Origin of the sequence: Streptomyces sp. NPDC059256 (assembly GCF_042753785.1) — a bacterium.
GTDB lineage: Bacteria > Actinomycetota > Actinomycetes > Streptomycetales > Streptomycetaceae > Streptomyces.
Map to the genome: position 1 here is coordinate 1 of NZ_JBHYZO010000026.1, position 19,205 is coordinate 19,205.

16 protein-coding genes are annotated in these 19,205 nt (G+C 69.6%); 11 read left to right on the forward strand and 5 right to left on the reverse strand.

Translation table 11 applies throughout. The annotated features are described in order from the left end of the window. The first annotated feature begins 150 nt into the window (after positions 1 to 150). The 3 genes from ACFXJL_RS31055 (at position 151) to ACFXJL_RS31065 (ending at position 2,920) form a co-directional block, all read left to right on the forward strand. A complete protein-coding gene (locus tag ACFXJL_RS31055) occupies positions 151 to 549 on the forward strand; it encodes a transposase (RefSeq protein ID WP_384698046.1) in 399 nt (132 codons plus the stop codon). Positions 550 to 657: 108 nt separating this feature from the next. After that, entirely contained in the window at positions 658 to 1,983 is a 1,326-nt protein-coding gene (locus ACFXJL_RS31060; protein WP_358882443.1) for a glycoside hydrolase family 18 protein, read from the forward strand. Positions 1,984 to 2,209: 226 nt separating this feature from the next. Continuing rightward, complete coding sequence (locus ACFXJL_RS31065) at positions 2,210 to 2,920, forward strand: hypothetical protein (protein WP_384697919.1); 711 nt, start codon at positions 2,210 to 2,212, stop codon at positions 2,918 to 2,920. A gap of 265 nt (positions 2,921 to 3,185) precedes the next feature. Here ACFXJL_RS31065 and ACFXJL_RS31070 read toward each other — a convergent pair whose 3' ends face one another. After that, a complete protein-coding gene (locus ACFXJL_RS31070; protein WP_384697922.1) occupies positions 3,186 to 4,703 on the reverse strand; it encodes a glycosyl hydrolase family 18 protein in 1,518 nt (505 codons plus the stop codon). Between the two features lie 747 nt (positions 4,704 to 5,450). On the opposite strand from ACFXJL_RS31070, the gene ACFXJL_RS31075 reads away from it, so the two are divergent. Continuing rightward, positions 5,451 to 7,985: a SpoIIE family protein phosphatase gene (locus ACFXJL_RS31075; protein ID WP_384697925.1), complete on the forward strand. Its 2,535-nt coding sequence runs from the start codon at positions 5,451 to 5,453 to the stop codon at positions 7,983 to 7,985. 93 nt (positions 7,986 to 8,078) lie between these two features. Here ACFXJL_RS31075 and ssuE read toward each other — a convergent pair whose 3' ends face one another. Both ssuE and ACFXJL_RS31085 read right to left on the reverse strand, forming a co-directional pair. Continuing rightward, entirely contained in the window at positions 8,079 to 8,645 is a 567-nt protein-coding gene (gene ssuE, locus ACFXJL_RS31080) for an NADPH-dependent FMN reductase (RefSeq protein ID WP_358878616.1), read from the reverse strand. Positions 8,646 to 9,358: 713 nt separating this feature from the next. Continuing rightward, positions 9,359 to 10,105 (reverse strand): IclR family transcriptional regulator, encoded by a 747-nt coding sequence (locus ACFXJL_RS31085; RefSeq protein ID WP_384639703.1) that lies wholly within the window; start codon positions 10,103 to 10,105, stop codon positions 9,359 to 9,361. A gap of 322 nt (positions 10,106 to 10,427) precedes the next feature. On the opposite strand from ACFXJL_RS31085, the gene ACFXJL_RS31090 reads away from it, so the two are divergent. The 7 genes from ACFXJL_RS31090 to ACFXJL_RS31120 all read left to right on the forward strand — a co-directional run bounded on the left by ACFXJL_RS31090 (position 10,428) and on the right by ACFXJL_RS31120 (position 16,377). Continuing rightward, positions 10,428 to 10,535 carry a putative leader peptide gene (locus ACFXJL_RS31090; protein WP_329026129.1) on the forward strand — a complete coding sequence of 36 codons (108 nt, stop codon included), beginning with the start codon at positions 10,428 to 10,430 and terminating at the stop codon, positions 10,533 to 10,535. Between the two features lie 221 nt (positions 10,536 to 10,756). Next, positions 10,757 to 11,773, forward strand: a complete 1,017-nt coding sequence (locus ACFXJL_RS31095) for an ABC transporter substrate-binding protein (RefSeq protein WP_384697929.1) — start codon at positions 10,757 to 10,759, stop codon at positions 11,771 to 11,773. Positions 11,774 to 11,778: 5 nt separating this feature from the next. Further along, positions 11,779 to 12,783 carry an NrtA/SsuA/CpmA family ABC transporter substrate-binding protein gene (locus ACFXJL_RS31100; RefSeq protein WP_384639738.1) on the forward strand — a complete coding sequence of 335 codons (1,005 nt, stop codon included), beginning with the start codon at positions 11,779 to 11,781 and terminating at the stop codon, positions 12,781 to 12,783. Continuing rightward, a complete protein-coding gene (locus tag ACFXJL_RS31105; RefSeq protein WP_358878612.1) occupies positions 12,780 to 13,610 on the forward strand; it encodes an ABC transporter permease in 831 nt (276 codons plus the stop codon). The genes ACFXJL_RS31100 and ACFXJL_RS31105 overlap by 4 nt, the downstream gene beginning before the upstream one ends. Continuing rightward, positions 13,607 to 14,428, forward strand: a complete 822-nt coding sequence (locus ACFXJL_RS31110) for an ABC transporter ATP-binding protein (protein ID WP_384697932.1) — start codon at positions 13,607 to 13,609, stop codon at positions 14,426 to 14,428. Before ACFXJL_RS31105 ends, ACFXJL_RS31110 begins: the two co-directional genes overlap by 4 nt. Next, positions 14,425 to 15,291: an ABC transporter substrate-binding protein gene (locus ACFXJL_RS31115; RefSeq protein ID WP_384697934.1), complete on the forward strand. Its 867-nt coding sequence runs from the start codon at positions 14,425 to 14,427 to the stop codon at positions 15,289 to 15,291. Before ACFXJL_RS31110 ends, ACFXJL_RS31115 begins: the two co-directional genes overlap by 4 nt. A gap of 3 nt (positions 15,292 to 15,294) precedes the next feature. Continuing rightward, the gene (locus tag ACFXJL_RS31120; protein WP_384639687.1) at positions 15,295 to 16,377 is read left to right on the forward strand and encodes an LLM class flavin-dependent oxidoreductase; all 1,083 of its coding nucleotides are present in this window, start codon (positions 15,295 to 15,297) and stop codon (positions 16,375 to 16,377) included. Between the two features lie 251 nt (positions 16,378 to 16,628). Here the strand turns inward: ACFXJL_RS31120 and ACFXJL_RS31125 are convergent, their stop codons facing one another. Together ACFXJL_RS31125 and ACFXJL_RS31130 are read right to left on the reverse strand one after the other, a co-directional pair. Beyond that, the gene (locus ACFXJL_RS31125) at positions 16,629 to 18,029 is read right to left on the reverse strand and encodes an aldehyde dehydrogenase family protein (RefSeq protein WP_384697938.1); all 1,401 of its coding nucleotides are present in this window, start codon (positions 18,027 to 18,029) and stop codon (positions 16,629 to 16,631) included. Continuing rightward, a complete protein-coding gene (locus tag ACFXJL_RS31130; protein WP_384697941.1) occupies positions 18,029 to 19,177 on the reverse strand; it encodes an AMP-binding protein in 1,149 nt (382 codons plus the stop codon). Before ACFXJL_RS31130 ends, ACFXJL_RS31125 begins: the two co-directional genes overlap by 1 nt. Positions 19,178 to 19,205 lie beyond the last annotated feature (28 nt).

The following is a 19,205-nucleotide window of genomic DNA, read 5'->3' on the forward strand; positions in this document are numbered from 1 at the left end:
GCCCGTGAACGTCTCCACCCACACCGGCTCAGCCCGCAACACCCCACCCATACAGGCAAAATGCCCAGAACAGAGCCTTCTGCAACACCCTTTAGGCAGCGTCTTCTAGGCAGTGTCTTCACATGATCACCGCTGGTGGATCATGGTGTAGTGATACGTCGTCATGAACTGTCCAATGCTGAAAGGGAGTTCGTTCGTCCGGCCGTTGCTACCCGGGGCATTGCGGGGGCGGAAGCGGCTGGACGACCGCAGGGCCTGAACGGGATCGTGTGGAAATTCCGGCCCGGAACGGCCTGGCGGGAGGTGCCCGGGCGCTGTGGCCCACGGGCCACACCGCACACGCGTTTTCGCAGGTGGGCGGCGGACGGGGCGTTCCAGCGGATGCTGCGGACTGCACAGGTGAAGGCGGATACGGCGGGCGACGTCGAGTTCGACGCAGTGGTCCGCATCGACACCCCCGGCGAGGCGGACCACTTCGCAACGGCGGCATCATGCAGTACGTGCTGCACAGCCTGCTTCGCTGACGCTCCATCAATTCACTGCATATAGCGGCTACTTGATGTGGCCCTGGCTCTTGTGTGCACCCCCCGGCATGGACTAGATCTCTTCTCGCGATTGGTAGAGACCACCTGACCCCACTCAGACAAGGCCACCAGCATGTTCAGACGCACCTCCACGTTCCTGGCGACGGCTCTGCTCGCCTCGCTCGTCGCGGTCCCCGCAACCGCCAACGCCGATGACGACGACAGGCGCCAGCTGCCAGGCCACCGTGTGGCCTACTTCACCGGGTGGAGCGTCTACAGCGGCTTCTCCGCCAAGAAGGTCCAGGACTCGGGCCAGGCATCGAAGCTGACCGTGATCAACTATGCCTTCGGCAACATCTCCCCCGAGGGCACCTGCTTCGAGGACAACCAGGCCGACCAGGCCGACGCCTGGGCCGACTACCAGCGCCCGATCGACGCGGCCGACTCGGTGGACGGCGTCGCCGACAACTGGGACCAGCCGCTGAAGGGCAGCTTCAATCAGTTGCGGAAGCTGAAGGCGAAGAACCCCCACCTGAAGGTCGTCATCTCGATCGGCGGCTGGGGCTGGTCCAAGTACTTCTCGGACGTGGCCGCCACCGACGCCGCGCGCAAGAAGTTCGTGTCCTCCTGCGTCGACCTCTACATCAAGGGCAACCTGCCGCAGCTGCTGGACACGCCGGGTGGTGGCCCGGGCAGCGGCGCGGGCGTCTTCGACGGCATCGACCTCGACTGGGAGCACCCGGGCGGCGACGGTCTGCCGGACAACCATGTGCGTCCCGAAGACGGCCGCAACTTCACCCTGCTGCTGACCGAGTTCCGGCGGCAGTTGGACGCGGTGGGCGGCACCGGGCGGGGGCGCCACCTGCTGACGGCGGCGGTGGCCAACAACACTGGCGTCGCGGACCGGCTGGAGCTGAAGAAGGTCGCCCGCCAGGTGGACTTCCTGAACCTGATGACCTACACCATGCACGGCTCTTGGGAGCCGCAGGGCCCGACCAACCACCAGGCGAACCTCTACACCGACCCGGCCGACCCCTCCGGCGTCGACTACAGCTACAGCGCGGACAAGGTGGTGCAGCACTACCTGGCCGGCGGCCTGCCCGCCCACAAGGCGGTGCTCGGGGTGCCGTCCTGGGGCTACGGCTGGACGGGAGTGCCCACCGGAGCGAAGAACGGCCTCTACCAGCCCGCCACCGGCATGTCTCCGCGCGGCGGCGGCCAACTGCCCTACAAGGCCATCAAGGACCTGCCGGGCACCGTGCACACCGACCGCAAGCACGGCGCGGCCTGGAAGTACGACGGCACCGAGTTCTGGTCGTACGACACCCCGGCCACCGCTGCCCAGAAGGCTCGCTACACCCAGCGGAACGGCCTCGGCGGCGTGATGGTCTGGTCCCTGGACGGGGATGACGCCCAGGGGTCGCTGATCTCTGCGCTGGACCGCGGTCTGCGGCGCTGACCTGCGGCTGCGACCCGGTGGCGGGCGGGGTGACCCCGGCCGCCACCGGGCGCGGCGGCCGAGTACGGCAGGGTTCACCTGGCGTGCGAAGCTGTCGGGCGACCCCTCGCCTTCACTCTCGCTGGCGGGAACACCAACGACTGCACGCAGTTCACCGCTGGGGTGGAGGCCATCCCGGTGTCCAGGCGCGGGCCTGTACGTGCAGGCCACCCGTTACCTTCCCCATATGGAACGGGCCATCCTCCTGAGCAGCCTCGCCGCGAGCGGGACCGACACAGCGCCGCGTCGACTCATCGGGCTTGCCGCCGAACTCGACATTCCGGCCGCCGACCTTCTCGTGGTCGCAGGCCATCCGGTGCCGGCGGAACTCCTGCCCCCGGAACGCAACACCGAGGCCATGAGGCAGTTCGCATATCGCGTCAGTCACTGCGACCACTCACAGCTCGCCGCGCTGGAGGCTTTCATCCGCTCCCTGCCACGCGTCGCCACTCCAGATCCCTTTGTGCGGTTGGCATGGCCGGGCCGCCGTCCCGCCGAGACCAGGTTCGCCGCCGTGCTGGGCACATTGATCCGCAATCGCGGCTTCGGCATCTACGAGCTGCCGTTCATGGGACTGTCCCGCAGCACACTGCAGGGGATGGTGTGTCGCTCGGACCCGAGTCCGCACCGCCGGCTGCAACTCTCCGCTGTGGCAGGTCCGCTTGGCTGGACCCTGCCCGATCTCTTCACGATCGCCGACGAGCCCTACCCCGAGGGACTCCCCCCGATGCTGCACTGCCACCATCTCGGTCGGGTCTTCGCAGCGGCGGTCCCCTTGACCACCGCTCAGCTGATCGAGACCGCGGAGGAGGCGGATCGCCTGAGCCCGCGAGAGGACCACGGCGTATGGCAGCCCGTCTCGCAGGGCTTTGCCGAGGAGTGTCCGGACCTCCCCTGACAGAGAGGAGTGTCCGGACCTTCCCTGACAGACAGGGGGCTGCTTGGGTGCCTTCCGGCAGGGTCGGGCGCCTTCACACATGGTCCACGCGGGGCAGCGGTGCCCCGCCGCCCGATATCCGACAGCCCGACGCTGACCGCTCAGCGCCAGCCCATGCGAGCGTCCCTGCCTCCCGGGACGGGGATCGGTCCATGGAGACGGAAACGGCTGTGGCCCCGGACCCGTCGGTTCGGGGTCCGGGGCCACAGCCGTGTACGGGGCCGTCCTACGGAGTGAGTGCGGAGGTCACCGCCGTGAGCAGTTCGCCCCCTGCGGTGTCGCCGCGGAGATTGGACAGGAAGGCCCCGCCCATTCCGTTCTGCTTCATGTAGGCGGCCTTGTGCGTGATCGTCGCCGGTGTGTCGTAGGTCCAGAACTCGGTACCGCAGACCGCGATGGCACCCTTCCCCAGCTCTCCGGTGGGTGCGCACCGGGGCTTGATGGCCCGGTAGTCGTCCAGGCCAGGCCCGGAGGCGCCATTGGCCGGGCCCGTCGCGTTGTACTCGTTCGGCCAGGGCCTACTGGTGATGCCCTTCCAACCCCATGCGTGGGTGGGGATACCGAGCACCAACTTGTTCGGATGGATGCCCCGCTCCGTCAGATTCCAGATGTCGTGGGAGACGTGCCGACCTCCGTCATAGACCTCCCAGTTGACCAGGGGGGCTTGGGGAGCCGTCGCATGGGACCAGAGCGTGTCATGGGGGTGGTAGTAGTCGAACGCCTTCACGTTGTACCAGTCGATGTGCGTCGCTGCTCCGGGAAGGTCCGCGCGCCCGTAGGTGCTCTTCCCCGCCTTGCGGCCGAGCGTCACCGTCAGGAGCTTGCTGCTGCCAAGCGCGCTCCGTAGCTCCCTGGTCAAGGGGGTCACGGCTGCCGCGGCACCCAGATCGCAAGTGCCTTGGCTGGGGCAGATGGGGAACTCAACGGCCAGGTCGAGGCCGTCGAAGAGACCGGCCCAGCGCGGGTCGTTGAGGAGCTGTGCGCAGGAGGCCGCGAACGCGGCCGGGTTCTGCCGCGCCCCGGTCCAGCTACCGGTCTGCTCCGGGCCTCCGAAGGACCACAGGAGCTTGAGGTTCGGGTACCGGGACTTGAGCTCGCGCAGCTGGTTCAGATAGCCGCGCAGGGGCTGGTTCGCGGTGTCGGCCTGTCCGGAGACGCTGTTCCCCGCGGTGAAGGACCTGTTCAGGGCGGCGTTGTGGTCCCCGATGCCGCACTGGCCGTTGGCGACCGTGCCATAGGCGTAGGTGAGGTGGGTGAGCTTGGCCGCGGAGCCGCCCGTGGCGAGTTCCTTGGCGTGGAAGCCGCGTTCGTAACTGCCGTTCTCGGTGAAGACACCCATCACGACCGGCTTCGCCGGCATCGACGGTGTGGTGCCCGTCGTGGTGACAGCGATGGCGTTACTGGCCCAGCGGCCCCCGTTGCTGGCGACTGCGACCGCTGAGAGCGCATATCGCCTGCTGGGGACGAGACCGGTGTACGTGAAGGTGGTACCGGTCGTGGTCCCGACGACCGACTCGTTCTTCAGAGCCTGGTAGTGGACGACGTCTATGGGCCCGGTGGGCGCGGTCCAGCTCACGGTGACCGTGGTGTCCGTGACCGCGATGACGGTGGGGGCTCCCGGATGGTTGCTGTCGTCGGCCCGTGCCGGGCTCGTCAGCGCCGTCAGTAAGCCCAGCAGGACCGCAAGTCCCGTCAAGATCGCGGCGGTCCGAGATCTCGGGCCGTGTGCGAGGCGAGTTCCCATCGCTCCTCCTCTGATTGGAAGTGACAGTGATCGCACCGCATCCAGGGCCAGTAGTTGCGTCCACCGCGGTCTGGGACAGACGCTAGGGGTGGGCAAGTGGTTGGGCAACGATCATGAGACGACTCCCACGCAGGTGAGAGCGTTTCTCACCGATGGCGCGACGGATACCCATCTCTTCCAGCCATGACGTCCTGGAACACTCCACGGCGCAGAGGCGAGCGCGATACCTCCCAGCGGTACCGCAACCCTCGCCCGACCGGCTCGGCGGTGGTAACCAAGAAGTCTTCGTCGAGAGCGGACATCACATCTACGGCCTACGGCCGTACGCGACGCGACTGGACATGGCATCCCCTCCATCCTCGTCACCAGGTGTCACCAGGTGTCACCAGGTGTCACCAGAGGTCACCCAGGGTTCGGCCGAGTGGCGCGGGGCCTTAGCACTTGCCCACCGCCGATCCCTCAGGGCCAGCCGAGCCAGTCAGCGCCGAGCACACTCCCCCGAGACGGAAAGCCGGGCCCGGGCAGGGTTCGGGCGACTCGACCGGCCGATGCCACCGACCGAATCACAAAAGCTGCGATAGAGGAGCAAACTGATCAATATAGCGCGAGCGACAACACCCGAAGGGCCGGTGAGGTCACGGAGCCCATGGCCGTGCCGACCGAGCGGGCTGCAAGGCGTCGAACAGGGGTTTCAGGCCCGGGGTGCGAGCCCGAGTGCCGCAAGCAGGAGTAGTGAGGAGGTGAGCCGTGGCAGTGCAGGGCAGTCCCGGGAGCGAGGATCGGCCGACACCGCACTCCCCGCCGCACCGGCCCGCCGATGTGGGCGGGCCCACTGACCCCGCGGCACCGCCGAACCCGGAAGCCGTCCAGGAGCCCGACCCGGCAAACCGGACGCCTCCCCGGGCCAAGCCCGACCCACCACCCGAACAGCCCACGCCGGGCCGACCCACCGCGCCCCCTGCCGCCACCTCGGATTCCGTCAATCCCGCCAGTCCCGATACGGCCAGTCCGGATCCCACCGATCCCGACCCCACCGATCCCGATGCGGCCGGTCCGAATCCCACCGATCCCGATACGGCCGATCCCGGTACGGCCGGGTCAGACCCTGCGGAATCCCGCGCCATGGCCCCACGGCCCACCCTCCGCGAAAGCGTCATCCGGCTGCTGAGCTGCCCGGACGCCGACACTCTGCTCGCCACGGCTCTCGATGTGGCGCTCGCGGGCATCGCCCTGGATGCCGGGGCCGTCTTCATCGCCGATGCGGACGGCTGGCTCCGCCTCGCCGGGCACCGGGGAATGGACACGGACCTCATCGAGCGGTTCTCGGTGGTCGCCCCGGACTCCACGCTGCCGCTCGCCACCGCCGTACGGGAACAGCGGCCCGTCTTCGGCATGGCCGAAGAGCTCATGGTGCGGTATCCCGACCTGGGCGAGCACCTGAATGTCGCCATGGACTACGTCGTCCTGCCGCTGATGGTCGACGACCGGTCCCTCGGGGGGCTGGTCGTGCGGTTCGCCCGGGCCAGCAGTCTGTCCACGGAGGACGAGCAACTGCTGACCATGGTCGCCGATGTGTTCGCGCACCGGCTGGAGCACCTGCTCGTACTGGAGCTGTCCGGCCCGCTCGCCGCCGTGCCCGCGGCCGATTCCGCCACGGGCCGACTCAGCCGGCGAACCCGGCTGGAACTCGCCATGTCGAGCGGGAACATCGGAGCCTTCGAGTGGGACATCGGCACCGGCACTCTCATCTGGGACGAGCGCACGGTCAAATTGTTCGGGATCGAGTCGGACGATTTCGACTCGCGTCTTTCGTCCTTCGAGAACGCCATCCACCCGGACGACCGGGCAGCCGTGCAGCAGGCGATCGCGGAGAGCATGGAGACCGGGGAGTACCACGTCATCTGCCGCGCTGTCTGGCCTGACGGCTCCGACCACTGGTTGGAGGCCAAAGGCAAGGTCGAACGTACAGAGGACGATGAGCCAGGGAACATGGTCGGGGTGGTGTGGGACATCACCGAGCAGCGGGAGCGCGAGGCCCGGAGGGAGGCCCGAAGGGAGTTCGTCCTTCGGGTGACCAGCGCCTTCGCCGCCGCGCTGACCACCCAGGAGGTCCTGGCCGCCATGACGGGCACCGTCCTGCCCGAGCTGGGGGCCCATGCCATCGCCATCCACCTTGAGCACGACGGACGACTCCTCCTCGCGGGCGCCGCCGGCTATCCCGAAGAGACCATGGAGCGGCTGCGCCTGCTCGGAGCGGAAGGCGACGGTCCGATGGCCGCGGCGCTGCGCGCTCAGCACCCGCTCTTCTTCCGGACGCGCAAGGAGTACGTCCAACGCTTCCCCGCCCACCGGTTCCGGCCTTCCCCCGGCCATCAGGCGCTTGTCTTCATGCCCCTGGCCTCGGCGGACGGCACGGTCGGAACGTGTCTCATCTCCTACTCCGAACCGCGCGCCTTCGGTTCAGACGACCAGATCATCATTGCGGCCGTCGGCAGCATTCTCGCCCAGTCCCTGGCCCGCGCCCGGCTCTCCGACCTCTTCCGCCATCGGATGACCGAACTCCAGGAACTGATGATGCCGCGGACCCTGGACCAACTGGCGGGGTTCGAGATCGCCGCTCGCTACCTCCCCGCCGCAGAGGGCATGCAGGTCGGGGGCGACTGGTTCGACATGATGCCGCGCGATGACGGCGGCGCCTCGTTCGTCATCGGCGACGTACAGGGCCACAGTGCGCAGGCCGCCGGAGTCATGGGACAGCTGCGCACCGCGCTGCGGGCACACGCCTCGGACGGGTACCGGGCAGAACATCTGATGGCACGCGGCAATCAGACCCTCTGGGGTTTGGACACAGAGCGCTTCGCCACCTGCTGCATCGTCGATGTCGCCCCGCCCGGAAGCCTCCAGATCGTGAGGGCCGGCCATCCCAGCCCGCTCCAGTGCGAGCCGGACGGAACCGTGCGGGAACTGGACGTGCCCGGCGCGCTTCCCCTCGGCTACGCACCGGATGACCGGTATCCCGTCTTCCACGGCCAACTTCAACCCGGCGCCACACTTCTGCTCTACACGGACGGTCTGGTGGACCGGCCAGATCGCCCATACGACCAGGCGGTGGCAGCCGTGTCCACCGCCCTCGGCCAGTGGGTGAGGGAGGCCGGGGAGAGAGGAGCCGACACACGTCCCGATCTGGAGGAACTCGCCCATCTCCTGGTGTCCGACGCGTTCACCGCCCCCGGATACGACGACGTGGCGGTACTGCTGATCCGGCGCCTTCCCCTCGTATGAACCCACCCGGGGTACCGGGACTCCCGTGCCCGGCCCGGAGGCCGTGGGAAAACACACCGCACCTCGGGTGGGTTTCCCACTGACCTCCGACGGTCACGGCCGGCCACCCACGCCCGTCAGAAGTGCCGTTCGCCCGCCCAGAGCCTCGGAGAACTGGTCCACGACCCGCGCGAGGGACTCGGCCGTGCCCGGTGCGACGGTCACCACTCCGTCGTCGCCCACCACGATGTCCTTGTCGAGTGTGAACCAGCCCTGCACGATGTGTCCGGCGCCCATGGAGCTGAGCACCGGGCGCAGGGCGTAGTCGATCGCCAGGACGTGTGTCGTGGTGCCACCGGTCGCCAGCGGCAGGACGGTCTTTCCGGCCAGGGCGTACTGCGGCAGGAGGTCCAACAGGGCCTTCAGCACCCCGGAGTAGGCGGCCTTGTAGACGGGTGTGCCGATGATGACTCCCTCGGCGCGGTCGAATTGCGCGGTCGCCGCAACGATCGCCGGGTGGCTGAAGTCGGCCTTGAGCAGTGCCTCGGCGGGGAGGGCACGGACGTCCAGCGGGATCACCTCGTGTCCCTGGTCCTTGAGCCGCCCGTCCAGGTGACGTAGCAGATGTGCGGTACGCGAGGCGGCAGAGGGACTTCCGGAGACGGACAGGACGGTGGCCATGGTGGGCCCTTCGGGAGTGTGGGGTTGATGTGGGATCGCCGCCGCGGCGGAGCGGCGCAGAGCGCTGTCACAGGGCCGATTCGGAACCGTTGTCGATGCCTGCTTCGGTGTCGATGCCTGCTTCGGTGTTGATGACTGCTTCGGTGTTGATTTCGGTGCCGACCGCCAACGGATCCCGCCGAAGTGGCGGTCCTCGGGACCGTGTCGCGGACAGTGCGCGAGCACGGCGGAGCAGCCCTCGGCATGGGCGGGCGTGACAGTGCCCCAGGGTTGGGAACAGGTGGCTGAACGGGTGGGACGACACCGAGCGGGTCCGCGGGCGCGGTGCGGCAGAGTGTGCGCTCCCGCGGGACCATCCGTACCCGGACTCAGTGTTGGGTATTGCTCAGCGCATGCGTACGAGGGTGTCGCAACGGTGGGAACCGGCCCGCAACGGAGTTACCGACGGGGCGAAAGCCGGGCGGGCGGCTCGCTGCTGTCAGGCACAACACGCCGCGGACCACACCCGGCCGAAGTCGATGTGATCACGGGTGACCAGACGCTGATCGGCAGTCATACGACTAATTGAGCAGTACATCGCCCTTCTCGTCAACCACGGTCCGCATGGTGCAACGGCGTTGCACCGTGTCCGTGCATGGTGGGGAGGCGACCCGCTGATCATGCTTCGCCGGGTGCGTACCACGCGGCGAGCGCAGTTCTGCGGCGCACCCGGTTCATGGCCGGGAGGCGGCGCGGCGTTCGGTCGGTGGCAGGAGCAGCACCTCCAGCGCGGCAGCGCAGGCCCGTGCCTGGTCTGCGAACCAGGAGAGGCGATCGTCCGTGAGCACAGCCGGTGTCGCGCGTAGGGCGAGGGCGAATCGGGCCCGTTCGGTGTGGTCGAACACGGGCACCGCCACGGTACGGACACCGAGCGCCGACTCACCGTCGTTGACGGCATGGCCCTGCTCGCGCACCCTGTCGAGTTCGGTGCGCAGCGCTGCCGGGTCGACGATGGTGCGGTCCGTGAAGGCGACCAGTCCGGGGAGTGCATCGACCGGGTCAGGGCCGTCGCCCGGCCAGGCGAGGAGAACCTTGCCGAGGGCAGTGGAGTGCAGCGGCCGGCGTAGGCCGATGCCGGTGTTGTGATGTACCGAACCGCCGACCAGGATCAGCGCATGGACACCGTCCCGCAGGGCGAGGTCGGCGGTGGCTCCGGTGCGGGCCGCGAGGTCGGCGAGTTCCGGGAGGGTGAGATGCAGCCCGCGTTGGTGGTAGGAGAGTTGGCCGAGTTCGGTGACGGCGGGGCCCAGCCGGTAGCGGGCGGTGTGTGCGTCCTGTTCGAGGAATCCTGCCGCCACCAGGGTCCGGGCCAGCCGGTGGGCCGTCGAGACCGACAGTGCGGTGCGGCGGGCGATGTCCGATGCGCTCAGTGGAGTGCTGTTGTCGCGAAAACAGTGCAGGACGCCGAGAGCCCGGCTCACCGCCTGTGATCCGGTCGGGGCGGTCGCGGCCGGATGTCCGGACCCGGGGTCGGGGTGCGCCGGAGGTGCGGCGGTCCGTGAACGCCGGGCGGGATGTGGTCGGGCCGTGGCTTCATCAGATGAGCTTCCCATGATGTGGCAGCCTTCCCCGACTCGGCCTCCGGGTCAACTCGCCCTGCCCTGGCGGGAGAAGCGTGAATGCGTTTCCAGGGGATGAACAGAAGGCCGAATGTCCCACGATGTGGGAAGCAACTTGTCTCTGTGGCAAGGGCCGTGCAAGAGTCGCCGCACCGATCCAGCCACTGTCGAGAGGAGCACCGCCGTGACCGTCCACCGGACCCTCACCGCCCTGGTGCCCTCCGTGACACCTGCTCTCAGCAGCCGTCGCCACATCGACCTGGTCCGGGTCGCCAGCTCCGGCTGTCGCTGACCCGCACCCCGGCCCCGCGCCGCCACCGACCCAATCGTCCCGCAGTGTGACGTTCCCAAGCAGGCGCACACCTGGCCGGGCGGCAGCGTCCCGCTGATGCGTTCCCCTCCGGCACCGGTCCGGCAGGCATCCACGCACACTCCCCACGCCCCCGTGTTCCCGGACGTCCGTCCGTCGATCCGTGCGGCGGTCACCATCGTCTCTCCGGCCGAGAAGGGCCCATGACACACTCCGCGACACCCTCCGCCCTGTGGTTCACCCGTTGCCCCGTGCCCACCGCCACCGGGATCGCCGCCGATCTCGGTTGGCTGGCCGATGAGTTCGCTCCCGACGGGATCGCGGTCCGCTCCCTCCAGGACGCGCCCGCCGCCACCGCCCGCGACCACCACTACACCCACGCCCTGGACGGTCTCTTCCGCGAGGGCGGCAACGTCCCCGCGCTGTGGGCCCGTTCACGCGGCGAACCCACCCGACTGATCGGACTCACCTGGATCGAGGAACGCCAAGTGATCCTCGTCGCCGCCGACTCCGCCATCCATGAGGCGGCCGGGCTGCGCGGCAGAAGGCTCGCCATCCCCCGACATCCGCTACCGATCGACTTCTGGCGGGCGATGGCCCTGCGCGGCTTCGACGGCGCGCTGTCCACCGCCGGCCTCTCCCTCGCGGACACCGTCCTCGTCGACGTGCCCGCCGACGCTCACGCCGACCAGTGGTCCGCCGAACTCGCCGCCCTGCGCGAAGGGACCGTCGACGCCGTGTACGCCAAGGGGGCGACGGCCCTCGCGGCAGCGGCCCGGTACGGCGCACGGATCGCCGTCGAACTCGACGATCACCCGGATCGCCGGACCCGGATCAACAACGGCACCCCCCGCCCGATCACCGTCCGTGAAAGCCTGCTGGAAGAGCAGCCTGACCTGGTCGCCCGCTACCTCACCGTCCTCGTTCGAGCCGCCGACTGGGCGGCCGACCACACCGACGAACTCGCCGGGGTGCTGAGCCGGGAAACCGGTGCGGACGCCGTGAGCGTGGCCGGCGCCTACCGAGCACACAGCCGGCGCGATCTACACATCGACCTCTCCGACGAGCGCCTCGACCTGCTCGCCCGACAGGAACACGCCCTGCGCGCCCATGGATTCCTCGCCGCCCCCGTCGACGTACGGGACTGGGCCGCACCCGAACCCCTCCGCCAGGCAGCCGCCCACGGCAACCGCCTCACCACCGCCAAGGACCCCCAGTGAATCCCCTGAACCGCCGGACCGCGCGCACCACCGCCGCCGCTCTCGCCGCCACCGCCGTCCTCCTTCCGCTCGCCGCCTGCGGTACCGCCGAAGGGAACACGACGGGCGACAAGAAGTCCGTCGTCATCCGCATCCCCGACCCCAAGAACTCGGGTGTTCTCGCACTCGGCAAGAAGGACGGCAGCCTCGACAAGGCACTCGCCCGGGTCGGCGCACGGGTCGAATGGACGGGCAGCAGCGGGCCGTTCGCACCCGCCGCACAGGCCCTCAACGCCGACCAGTTGGACATCGCCACCGGATCCATCACCTCCGGAGTCACCGCCCTCACCCAGAAGCCTGGATTCAAGCTCTTCAGCGCCATCACCCCGGACGGCGCGGGCGAGGGCATCCTCGTCCGGAAGGACTCCGGCATCAACACGGTGAAGGACCTCGCCGGACGCAAGGTCGCCGTCAATGAGGGCGGCACCGGCGAGTACCTCCTCCTCAAGGCGCTCGCCCGGCACGGCGTTCCGGCCGACAAGGTCGAACGCGTCTATCTACGCCCCGACCAGACCGCCTCCGTCTACAAGACCGGCCAGGTGGATGCCTGGGCGTCCTGGGCCGCCTACTCCGTCGCGGAGCTCGGCAGCGGCGACTCCCGCTTCGTCGCCGACGGCGCCGCCGTCGGCTCGGACAACTACAGCTTCCACGCGGTGCGCACCGGCTTCGCCGAGCAGCACCCCAAGGTGGTCAAGGCCCTGTACGACTATCTCCGCGCCGGCAGCGTGGCCCAGAAGGCAGCCCCGGAGAAGTACGTCAACGTCTTCACCGACCGTGGGCCGACCGCCGTCACCGGTGCGGCCAAGGAGCTCCAGCTCCGCATTCTGCGCGAGGGCGGGACCGTCGAGCAGATCGGGACCGAGGACATCAAGCGCTTCGAGTCCGTGGCCCGCTTCTACCTCGAACAGAAGGTGCTCAGGAAGCCGGTCGACGTCAAGCCCCACATCCTCGACGTCGAGGCCCTGGGATGAGCACCGCGACCCGGCCCGCCGACAAGCTCGTCGCCCCACGGCCCGATCTGCCCCGCGATCGGCCGAGAGCCGTCTCCCTCACCGTACGGGCCCTCGGCCCACTGCTGCTGATCGGCGCCTGGTGGACCTCATCCGCCACCGGACTGCTCACCCCCGACATCCTCGCCGGCCCCCCCGATGTCGTCCGTGCGGTGGGTGAACTGTGGGGCAACGGCGAACTGCCCGACGCCCTGGCCGCCTCCCTCACCCGCTCCGGGATCGGACTGCTGCTGGGACTGGTCGCCGGCGTCGTCCTCGGAGTCGTCACCGGCTTCAGCAGATCCGGGGACGAACTCCTCGACTCCTCCCTCCAGGCGATGCGTACCATCCCCTTCCTCGCCCTTGTTCCGCTGTTCATGGTCTGGTTCGGGATCACCGAGACGGCGAAGATCCTGCTGATCGCCTTCGCGACGACGTTCCCCATGTACGTCAGCACCGCCGGCGGAGTGCGCGGCACCGACCGCAAACTCCTGGAGGCGATGCGCTCCTTCGGCATGGGCCGGCTGGCGCTCGTCCGTGAGGTCGTCCTGCCCGCCGCGCTGCCGTCGTTGCTGTCCGGACTGCGGCTGTCCATGACCCTGAGCGTGATCGCACTGGTCGCCGCCGAGGAGATCAACGCCACCGCGGGCATCGGCTATCTGATGGCCCAGGCCCAGGCGTACGCCCGAACGGACGTCCTCGCCGTGTGCATCCTCGTGTACGCCCTGCTCGGGCTCACCGCCGACGGCATCGTCCGACTACTGGAGCGGTTCCTGATGCCCTGGCGCACTCTGGGGGCGGTCCGATGAGCGACATCGCCGATGCCACTGACACGGGCACCGCCGTTCAGGTCCGCGGACTGCGTCGGGTGTTCGGAGAGCGGGCCGTCCTCGACGGACTGGATCTGACCATCGCCCGCGGCGAGTTCGTCGCCCTGCTCGGTGCCAGTGGCAGTGGCAAGACCACGCTGCTCCGCATCCTCGGCGCACTCGACCGCTCCGACGGTGGCCAGGTCCTGGTGCCCGAGGCCCGCACGATCGTGTTCCAAGAACCCCGCCTCGTCCCCTCCAAGAAGGTCCTCGCCAACACCGTCGTCGCCATGCCGCGCGGCGCCACCACCCGGGAGACCGGGCTTCGGGCACTGCGTGAGGTGGGCCTCGCCTCGCACGCCGATGCCTGGCCAGGCACCCTGTCCGGTGGCGAGGCCCAGCGTGTCGCCCTCGCCCGCGCCCTGGTGCGGCGCCCCGAACTCCTCCTGCTGGACGAGCCGTTCGCCGCGCTGGACGCACTCACCCGGCTACGGATGCAGGACCTCGTGGGGGACCTGTGCCGCCGCTACCGCCCCGCCGTCCTCCTGGTCACCCATGACGTGGACGAAGCCGTCCGACTCGCGGACCGGGTCGCGGTGCTGCGCGACGGACGTCTCGTCACCGACGAGACGGTCGGCCTCGACCATCCCCGCGACCCCGCACACCCTGCTTTCGCGACCCTGCGCCGCCGTCTGCTCGGCGACCTCGGTGTGCACCAGCCCATGCACCACGGCCCGCCGTCCCCGACACCCGCAACCCCCGCACCCGCACCCGCACCCGCACCCGCACCCGCACCGACTGGAGCGACCCTGTCATGACCATCACCATCGGCGTCCACGCCAACAACCCGACCCTGACCTATCTCTCGCGACTCGACCACGCACAGCGGGCGCTCGCGCCCTTCGGTGAGAGCGTCGCCTTCCACCACTACACTAACGGGATCACCACCGGCGCCCTGCTGAGCAAGGGGACGTTCGACTTCGGCGGCACCGGCTCCACCCCGCCCATCACCGCCCAGGCCGACGGCCACGACATCGTGTACACCGCTGTCTCCGCACCCCGCCCCGACCACGGCGCCCTGCTCGTCGCCGCCGACGGACCGGTCCAGGACATCAACGGGCTCCGGGGCGGCACCGTCCACCTCTCCATCGGGTCCTGGCAGACCCATCTGCTCGCCAAGGCACTCCACTCCGCCGGACTCTCCTACGGTACGGACGTCACACCCACCGCGGCCGGACCGGACAGCGCACGGCTCCTCGCAGAGGGCACGATCACCGGCTGGATCACCCAGGGCGCCGACCTCACAGCCGCAGTACGCAGTGGTTCCGCCCGAGTCCTCCTGCGCTCCGGCGACGTCATCGCCGACCGCTCCGTGTTCTTCGCCCGCCGCGACTTCGCCGAGCGGCGCCCCGAGATCGTCGCCGCCCTGGTCACCGCGCTCCAACAGGCCGACGACTGGGCCGCCGCACACCCCCAGGAGGCCGCCCGGATAGCCGCCGACGAACTCGGAGGCACCACCGACGACTGGGAGAAGGCCCTCACCACTCTGCCCTGGCACATCGAACCCGTCACGGAGACGTTCCTCGCGGAACAGCAGGAGGCCGCGGACATCCTGCACCGCGCGAAATTCCTGCCCCGCGCGGTCACCACGGCACACGCCGTCGCGCACGCGGCGGGCTGAGCGATGGCCTCCGAATTCCTCTGGTACATCATCCCCCGCGAAGGCTCCTACCCCTGGGAACCCGAGGGCCGTCGCCCCGTGGACCTGGGCTACCTCCAACAACTCGCGGGTACCGTGGAGCGCCTCGGGTACAGCGGTGCGCTGCTCGCCACCGACCTGCACGACGTCTGGACGCTGGGCAGCGCCCTCGCCGCGTCGACAGGACCCGGATTCAAGCCGCTGCTGGCCGTCCATCCCGGACTGATCGCACCGACCCTGCTCGCCAAGATGGCGCTGACGTTCGACACCCTGTTCGGCGGGCGGCTGCGGTTCAACGTGGTCAACGGCTCCACCGCTTCCCTACGGGAGTACGGCCTGCACGTCGAGCACGACGAACGGTACGCGCTCAGCGCCGAGTACTGGTCGATCGTGAAACGGCTGACCGCGGGTGAGGTGTTCGACCACCAGGGCCGCTACTACGATCTGCGGGACGCGGGGGCGGGGCTGCGCGAGCTCACCCCCGTCCAGGAACCACACATCCCCTTGTGGTTCGGCGGGTCCTCCCCCGCCGGGATCGAGATGGCCGCCGAACACGTGGACGTCTACCTCACCTGGGCCGAACCGCCGCACCTGTTGAAGGAGAAGCTCGACCGGGTGCGCGAACGGGCCGCTGCGTACGGGCGTGACCTGCGCATCGGACTGCGGGTCCATCTGATCGTCCGGGACACCGAGGACGCGGCGTGGGCCGCGGCCGACCGTCTGCTGGACGTCACCAGCGAGGCCACCTACGCCCGGCAGCTGGGGGTGAAGGCGACGGAGGACGGCGTCGGCTGGCAGCGGCAGTTCCGGCACGGCGGCCGGATCCCCGCCCGCGCCCGCGATCTGGAGGAGCACCGCAACATCTGGCCGGGCATGAGTCTGTTCCGACCGGGGCCCGGTACGGCGGTCGTGGGCTCCACCGCTCAGGTGGTGGAACGACTCGCGGAGTACGAGTCCCTCGGCGTCGACACCTTCATCCTGTCGGGCAACCCACTGCTGGAGGAGGCGTACCGGATAGCGGAAACGGTTCTTCCAGCACTGGGCGCCCAGCGGAGGCAGCGGGCGTAGGGAGCAGTCCCGGTGCACACCGGGTGCGGGCTCCACAGACGAGTCGACCCGGGACCGTGTCGCGGCCCTGCTCCGCCCGCACCACCGAACCCGGCCGGGGTTCCGGTGTCCTGCTCGCTCGCAGACACCCCGTCGGCCGTTCTCGCCCCACCGCGCGCTGCGGTGGGGCGAGGACGCGTCCGGTACCGCACCCGTCAGACGGAGGCCGAGCGGTGCCGCAGCCGCCCGATCGGAGGCCGAGCCCCCACCCGTCAGACGGACACGACCGCCTTGTTCCGCATCAGGAAGTCGCCGATGTAGTCCTCGTGGGGGAGGTTCCCGTCGCTGTGCACGGTGGGCACATTGACGTGCACGTTCCCCACACTCGGCGCCCGCAGCAGCGCACCGACGAGTTCGGCGTCCCCGGTGATCGCATTGACCACCAGGGAGTTGCGCAGCGGACCGACCCCGTCCGCCGCCGTCCAGGGCGCGACGAAGACACAGGGGAAGGGCAGTTCGGTGCCGAGGAGCCGGTCCCGTGGGTCATCGACGGCGAAGACCGCGGGGCCGAGCACCACACCTCCGTCCGGATGTGGTGTCGCCACCTCCTTGAGCGGTATCTCAGCGAGGGCGTGGGACGCGCTCCGCTCCAGATGGCCGAGCAGCTCGTCCGCCGACTCCCTGGTCACCCGGGGTCCCAGGTGCTGCCCGGTGGTCTGCCGCTCGCCGGCCCGACCGCGGAGCACATCGGCGAGTTCGCGGGCGAACCGTCGGTGGTCGCCCTCGACGAGTACGGCCGTCGTGTTCACGCAGGCCGCGCCGGACAGCGCGGCGACCGAGTCCGCGACGGCGTCGAGGACGGCGGGCGTGAGGTGTTCCCGGGTCACCAGGGTCTTGGACCTGCCCGGACCGCCGACCTTGATCGTCGAGGTGGAGCCGTACCGGGCGGCGACATCGGCCCCGCCGTAGACGAACCCGAGATCGGCGCGGCGCAGCAGGGTCGGCACTCCCCCGTGCGTCGTGGGCAGGTACAAGGCGCTGGTGTCGGGGAAGCCTGCCGCTCGCAGCGCCAGGACCACCCGGCGGGCGGTGAACGGTTCGCGGCGGGAGGGCCGCACCGCGACGCGGTACCCGAGGGCGAGGGCCTGGAGCCAGCCGTTCTGGATGGTGGGCGCGTTGCCCGAGAGTACGGCCGCGACGGTCTCGCCGCGCCGTGTCCAGACTCCGCTTCCGGCTCCGTCGGCGGCCTCCTGCCAGGAGCGGACCGAGCCGTTCGGCCGGGCCCGGTCGGCCCGTGCCGGCGCCTGGGCGATGGCCACCGCGACGGCGCGGCTGAGCTCCTCGGTGAGCCGCGCATTGTGCCCGGACGCCCGGTTGACGTACACGAGGTGCTCTTCGAAGGAGAGCCCGCCCAGGTCGTCGTCCAGGAAGCGCCGCGATGCCTCCGCCAGCCGCTCCGCCCGCTCATCGGCGGGCAGCGGTTCGGCCCGTGCCAGGGCCTGAAGGCCCTGTGAGACGAGCAGGTCGGGTGCGAGCGAGAGGGAGGCGAGCGGGCGCCCGTCGACTCCGTACAGGACCTCGCGCGCCCGGGTGGTGTGCTCGCCGCGGTGGGTCAGCAGCGGCAGTGACACGAGATCGTGGTCCTCGGCGACGCCGAGCGGGGTCTGTGTCATCAGTACACCCCCTCGATGACCGGCTCCCCGTCGAACGCGGCGAGCGGCCGGGGCGAGCCCAGGGAGTCGCCGACTGCGCCTTCGGGGGCGGGCAGCCGGATGACCGAGTCCCGCTCGACGTTGTTGGGGATGAACACCCCGCTGCTGATGTGGGTCATGCGTACCTGTCCCCGTTCGCCGTACGCCACGGGCCTGCGGGTCTCTGGGTCGACGACGGTGAAGACGACGAAGGGCGAGTAGCCGTCGTAGACGGTGGCCGAGGCGTCGGTGCCGGGGCGCACCCGGGCCGTGGTCAGGACCATGGTGCTGCCGTAGAGGTTCTGGATGACGGTGTCGGGGAAGATCTCCGCGATGACATCGCGCGTGTCGTCGTCGAGGTGCGCGCCGGCGAAGGCCAGGTAGGTGAGGCGGTGCCGGAGCCGCTCGGTCAGCTCGTCGTCCAGCAGCAGTTCAGAGAAGATCGGCGGGGTGATGGTGATGGCCGCGATGTTCTGGGTGCGGATGATGTGACCGAGTTGATCGGTCAGATGGGCGAGGTAGGCGTCGGGGCTGCCGCCCGAAAGGATCTGCTTCTTCACCCAGCGCGGGTCGATGTCGACGGTGTGGAGGACGGAGCCCAGGGCCTTGGCCTGGAGACGGGTGGTGTGCCCGAAGGCGTGCGGTCCCGAGGGCATCGCCACCAGCCACGGTGCACCGGCGGGGAACCCGGCCGCCCGTAGCTCGGCCGTCTTCCAGCGAAGCGCCCGTGTGATCCAGCGGTCGGTGTAGAGGAGGCGTTTGGGCGCCCCGGTCGTCCCGCCGGTCTCGAACACCGACGGGGGCGGTTCATGGGCCAGCCCCCTCGGTATGAGGTCCTCGACCGGTCTGTCCCTCAGGTGCTCGGCGATATCGGGGAACCGGGCGAGGTCATCGTAGGAACGGATGTCGGAGAGGGGATCGAAGTCCAGCTTGCCCGCGAGCTCAAGCCACAGCCGGGACCCGGTGTCTTCCGAGAAGTGCCAGCGCAGTGCGGCCTGCAGATACTCGTCCGGGTCGATGGGCGTAGTGACTGCGGGTTCGTCGGGGTCTGTGGGTCCGTCGAGGTCTGCGCGTCCGTCGGGGTCTGTGCGTCCGTCGAGGTCTTCGAGTTCAAGGAGTGAGCGTGTCATCAGTGCTCCACATCGAGGGGCTTGCGTC

Coding starts and splice junctions, on each gene's coding strand:
- ACFXJL_RS31065 (WP_384697919.1), top strand. CDS start 2,210: ATGGAACGGGCCATCCTCCTGAGCAGCCTCGCCGCGAGCGGGACCGAC.
- ACFXJL_RS31130 (WP_384697941.1), bottom strand. CDS start 19,177: ATGACACGCTCACTCCTTGAACTCGAAGACCTCGACGGACGCACAGAC.
- ACFXJL_RS31110 (WP_384697932.1), top strand. CDS start 13,607: ATGAGCGACATCGCCGATGCCACTGACACGGGCACCGCCGTTCAGGTC.
- ACFXJL_RS31105 (WP_358878612.1), top strand. CDS start 12,780: ATGAGCACCGCGACCCGGCCCGCCGACAAGCTCGTCGCCCCACGGCCC.
- ACFXJL_RS31115 (WP_384697934.1), top strand. CDS start 14,425: ATGACCATCACCATCGGCGTCCACGCCAACAACCCGACCCTGACCTAT.
- ACFXJL_RS31125 (WP_384697938.1), bottom strand. CDS start 18,029: ATGACACAGACCCCGCTCGGCGTCGCCGAGGACCACGATCTCGTGTCA.
- ACFXJL_RS31095 (WP_384697929.1), top strand. CDS start 10,757: ATGACACACTCCGCGACACCCTCCGCCCTGTGGTTCACCCGTTGCCCC.
- ACFXJL_RS31060 (WP_358882443.1), top strand. CDS start 658: ATGTTCAGACGCACCTCCACGTTCCTGGCGACGGCTCTGCTCGCCTCG.
- ACFXJL_RS31120 (WP_384639687.1), top strand. CDS start 15,295: ATGGCCTCCGAATTCCTCTGGTACATCATCCCCCGCGAAGGCTCCTAC.
- ACFXJL_RS31070 (WP_384697922.1), bottom strand. CDS start 4,703: ATGGGAACTCGCCTCGCACACGGCCCGAGATCTCGGACCGCCGCGATC.
- ssuE (WP_358878616.1), bottom strand. CDS start 8,645: ATGGCCACCGTCCTGTCCGTCTCCGGAAGTCCCTCTGCCGCCTCGCGT.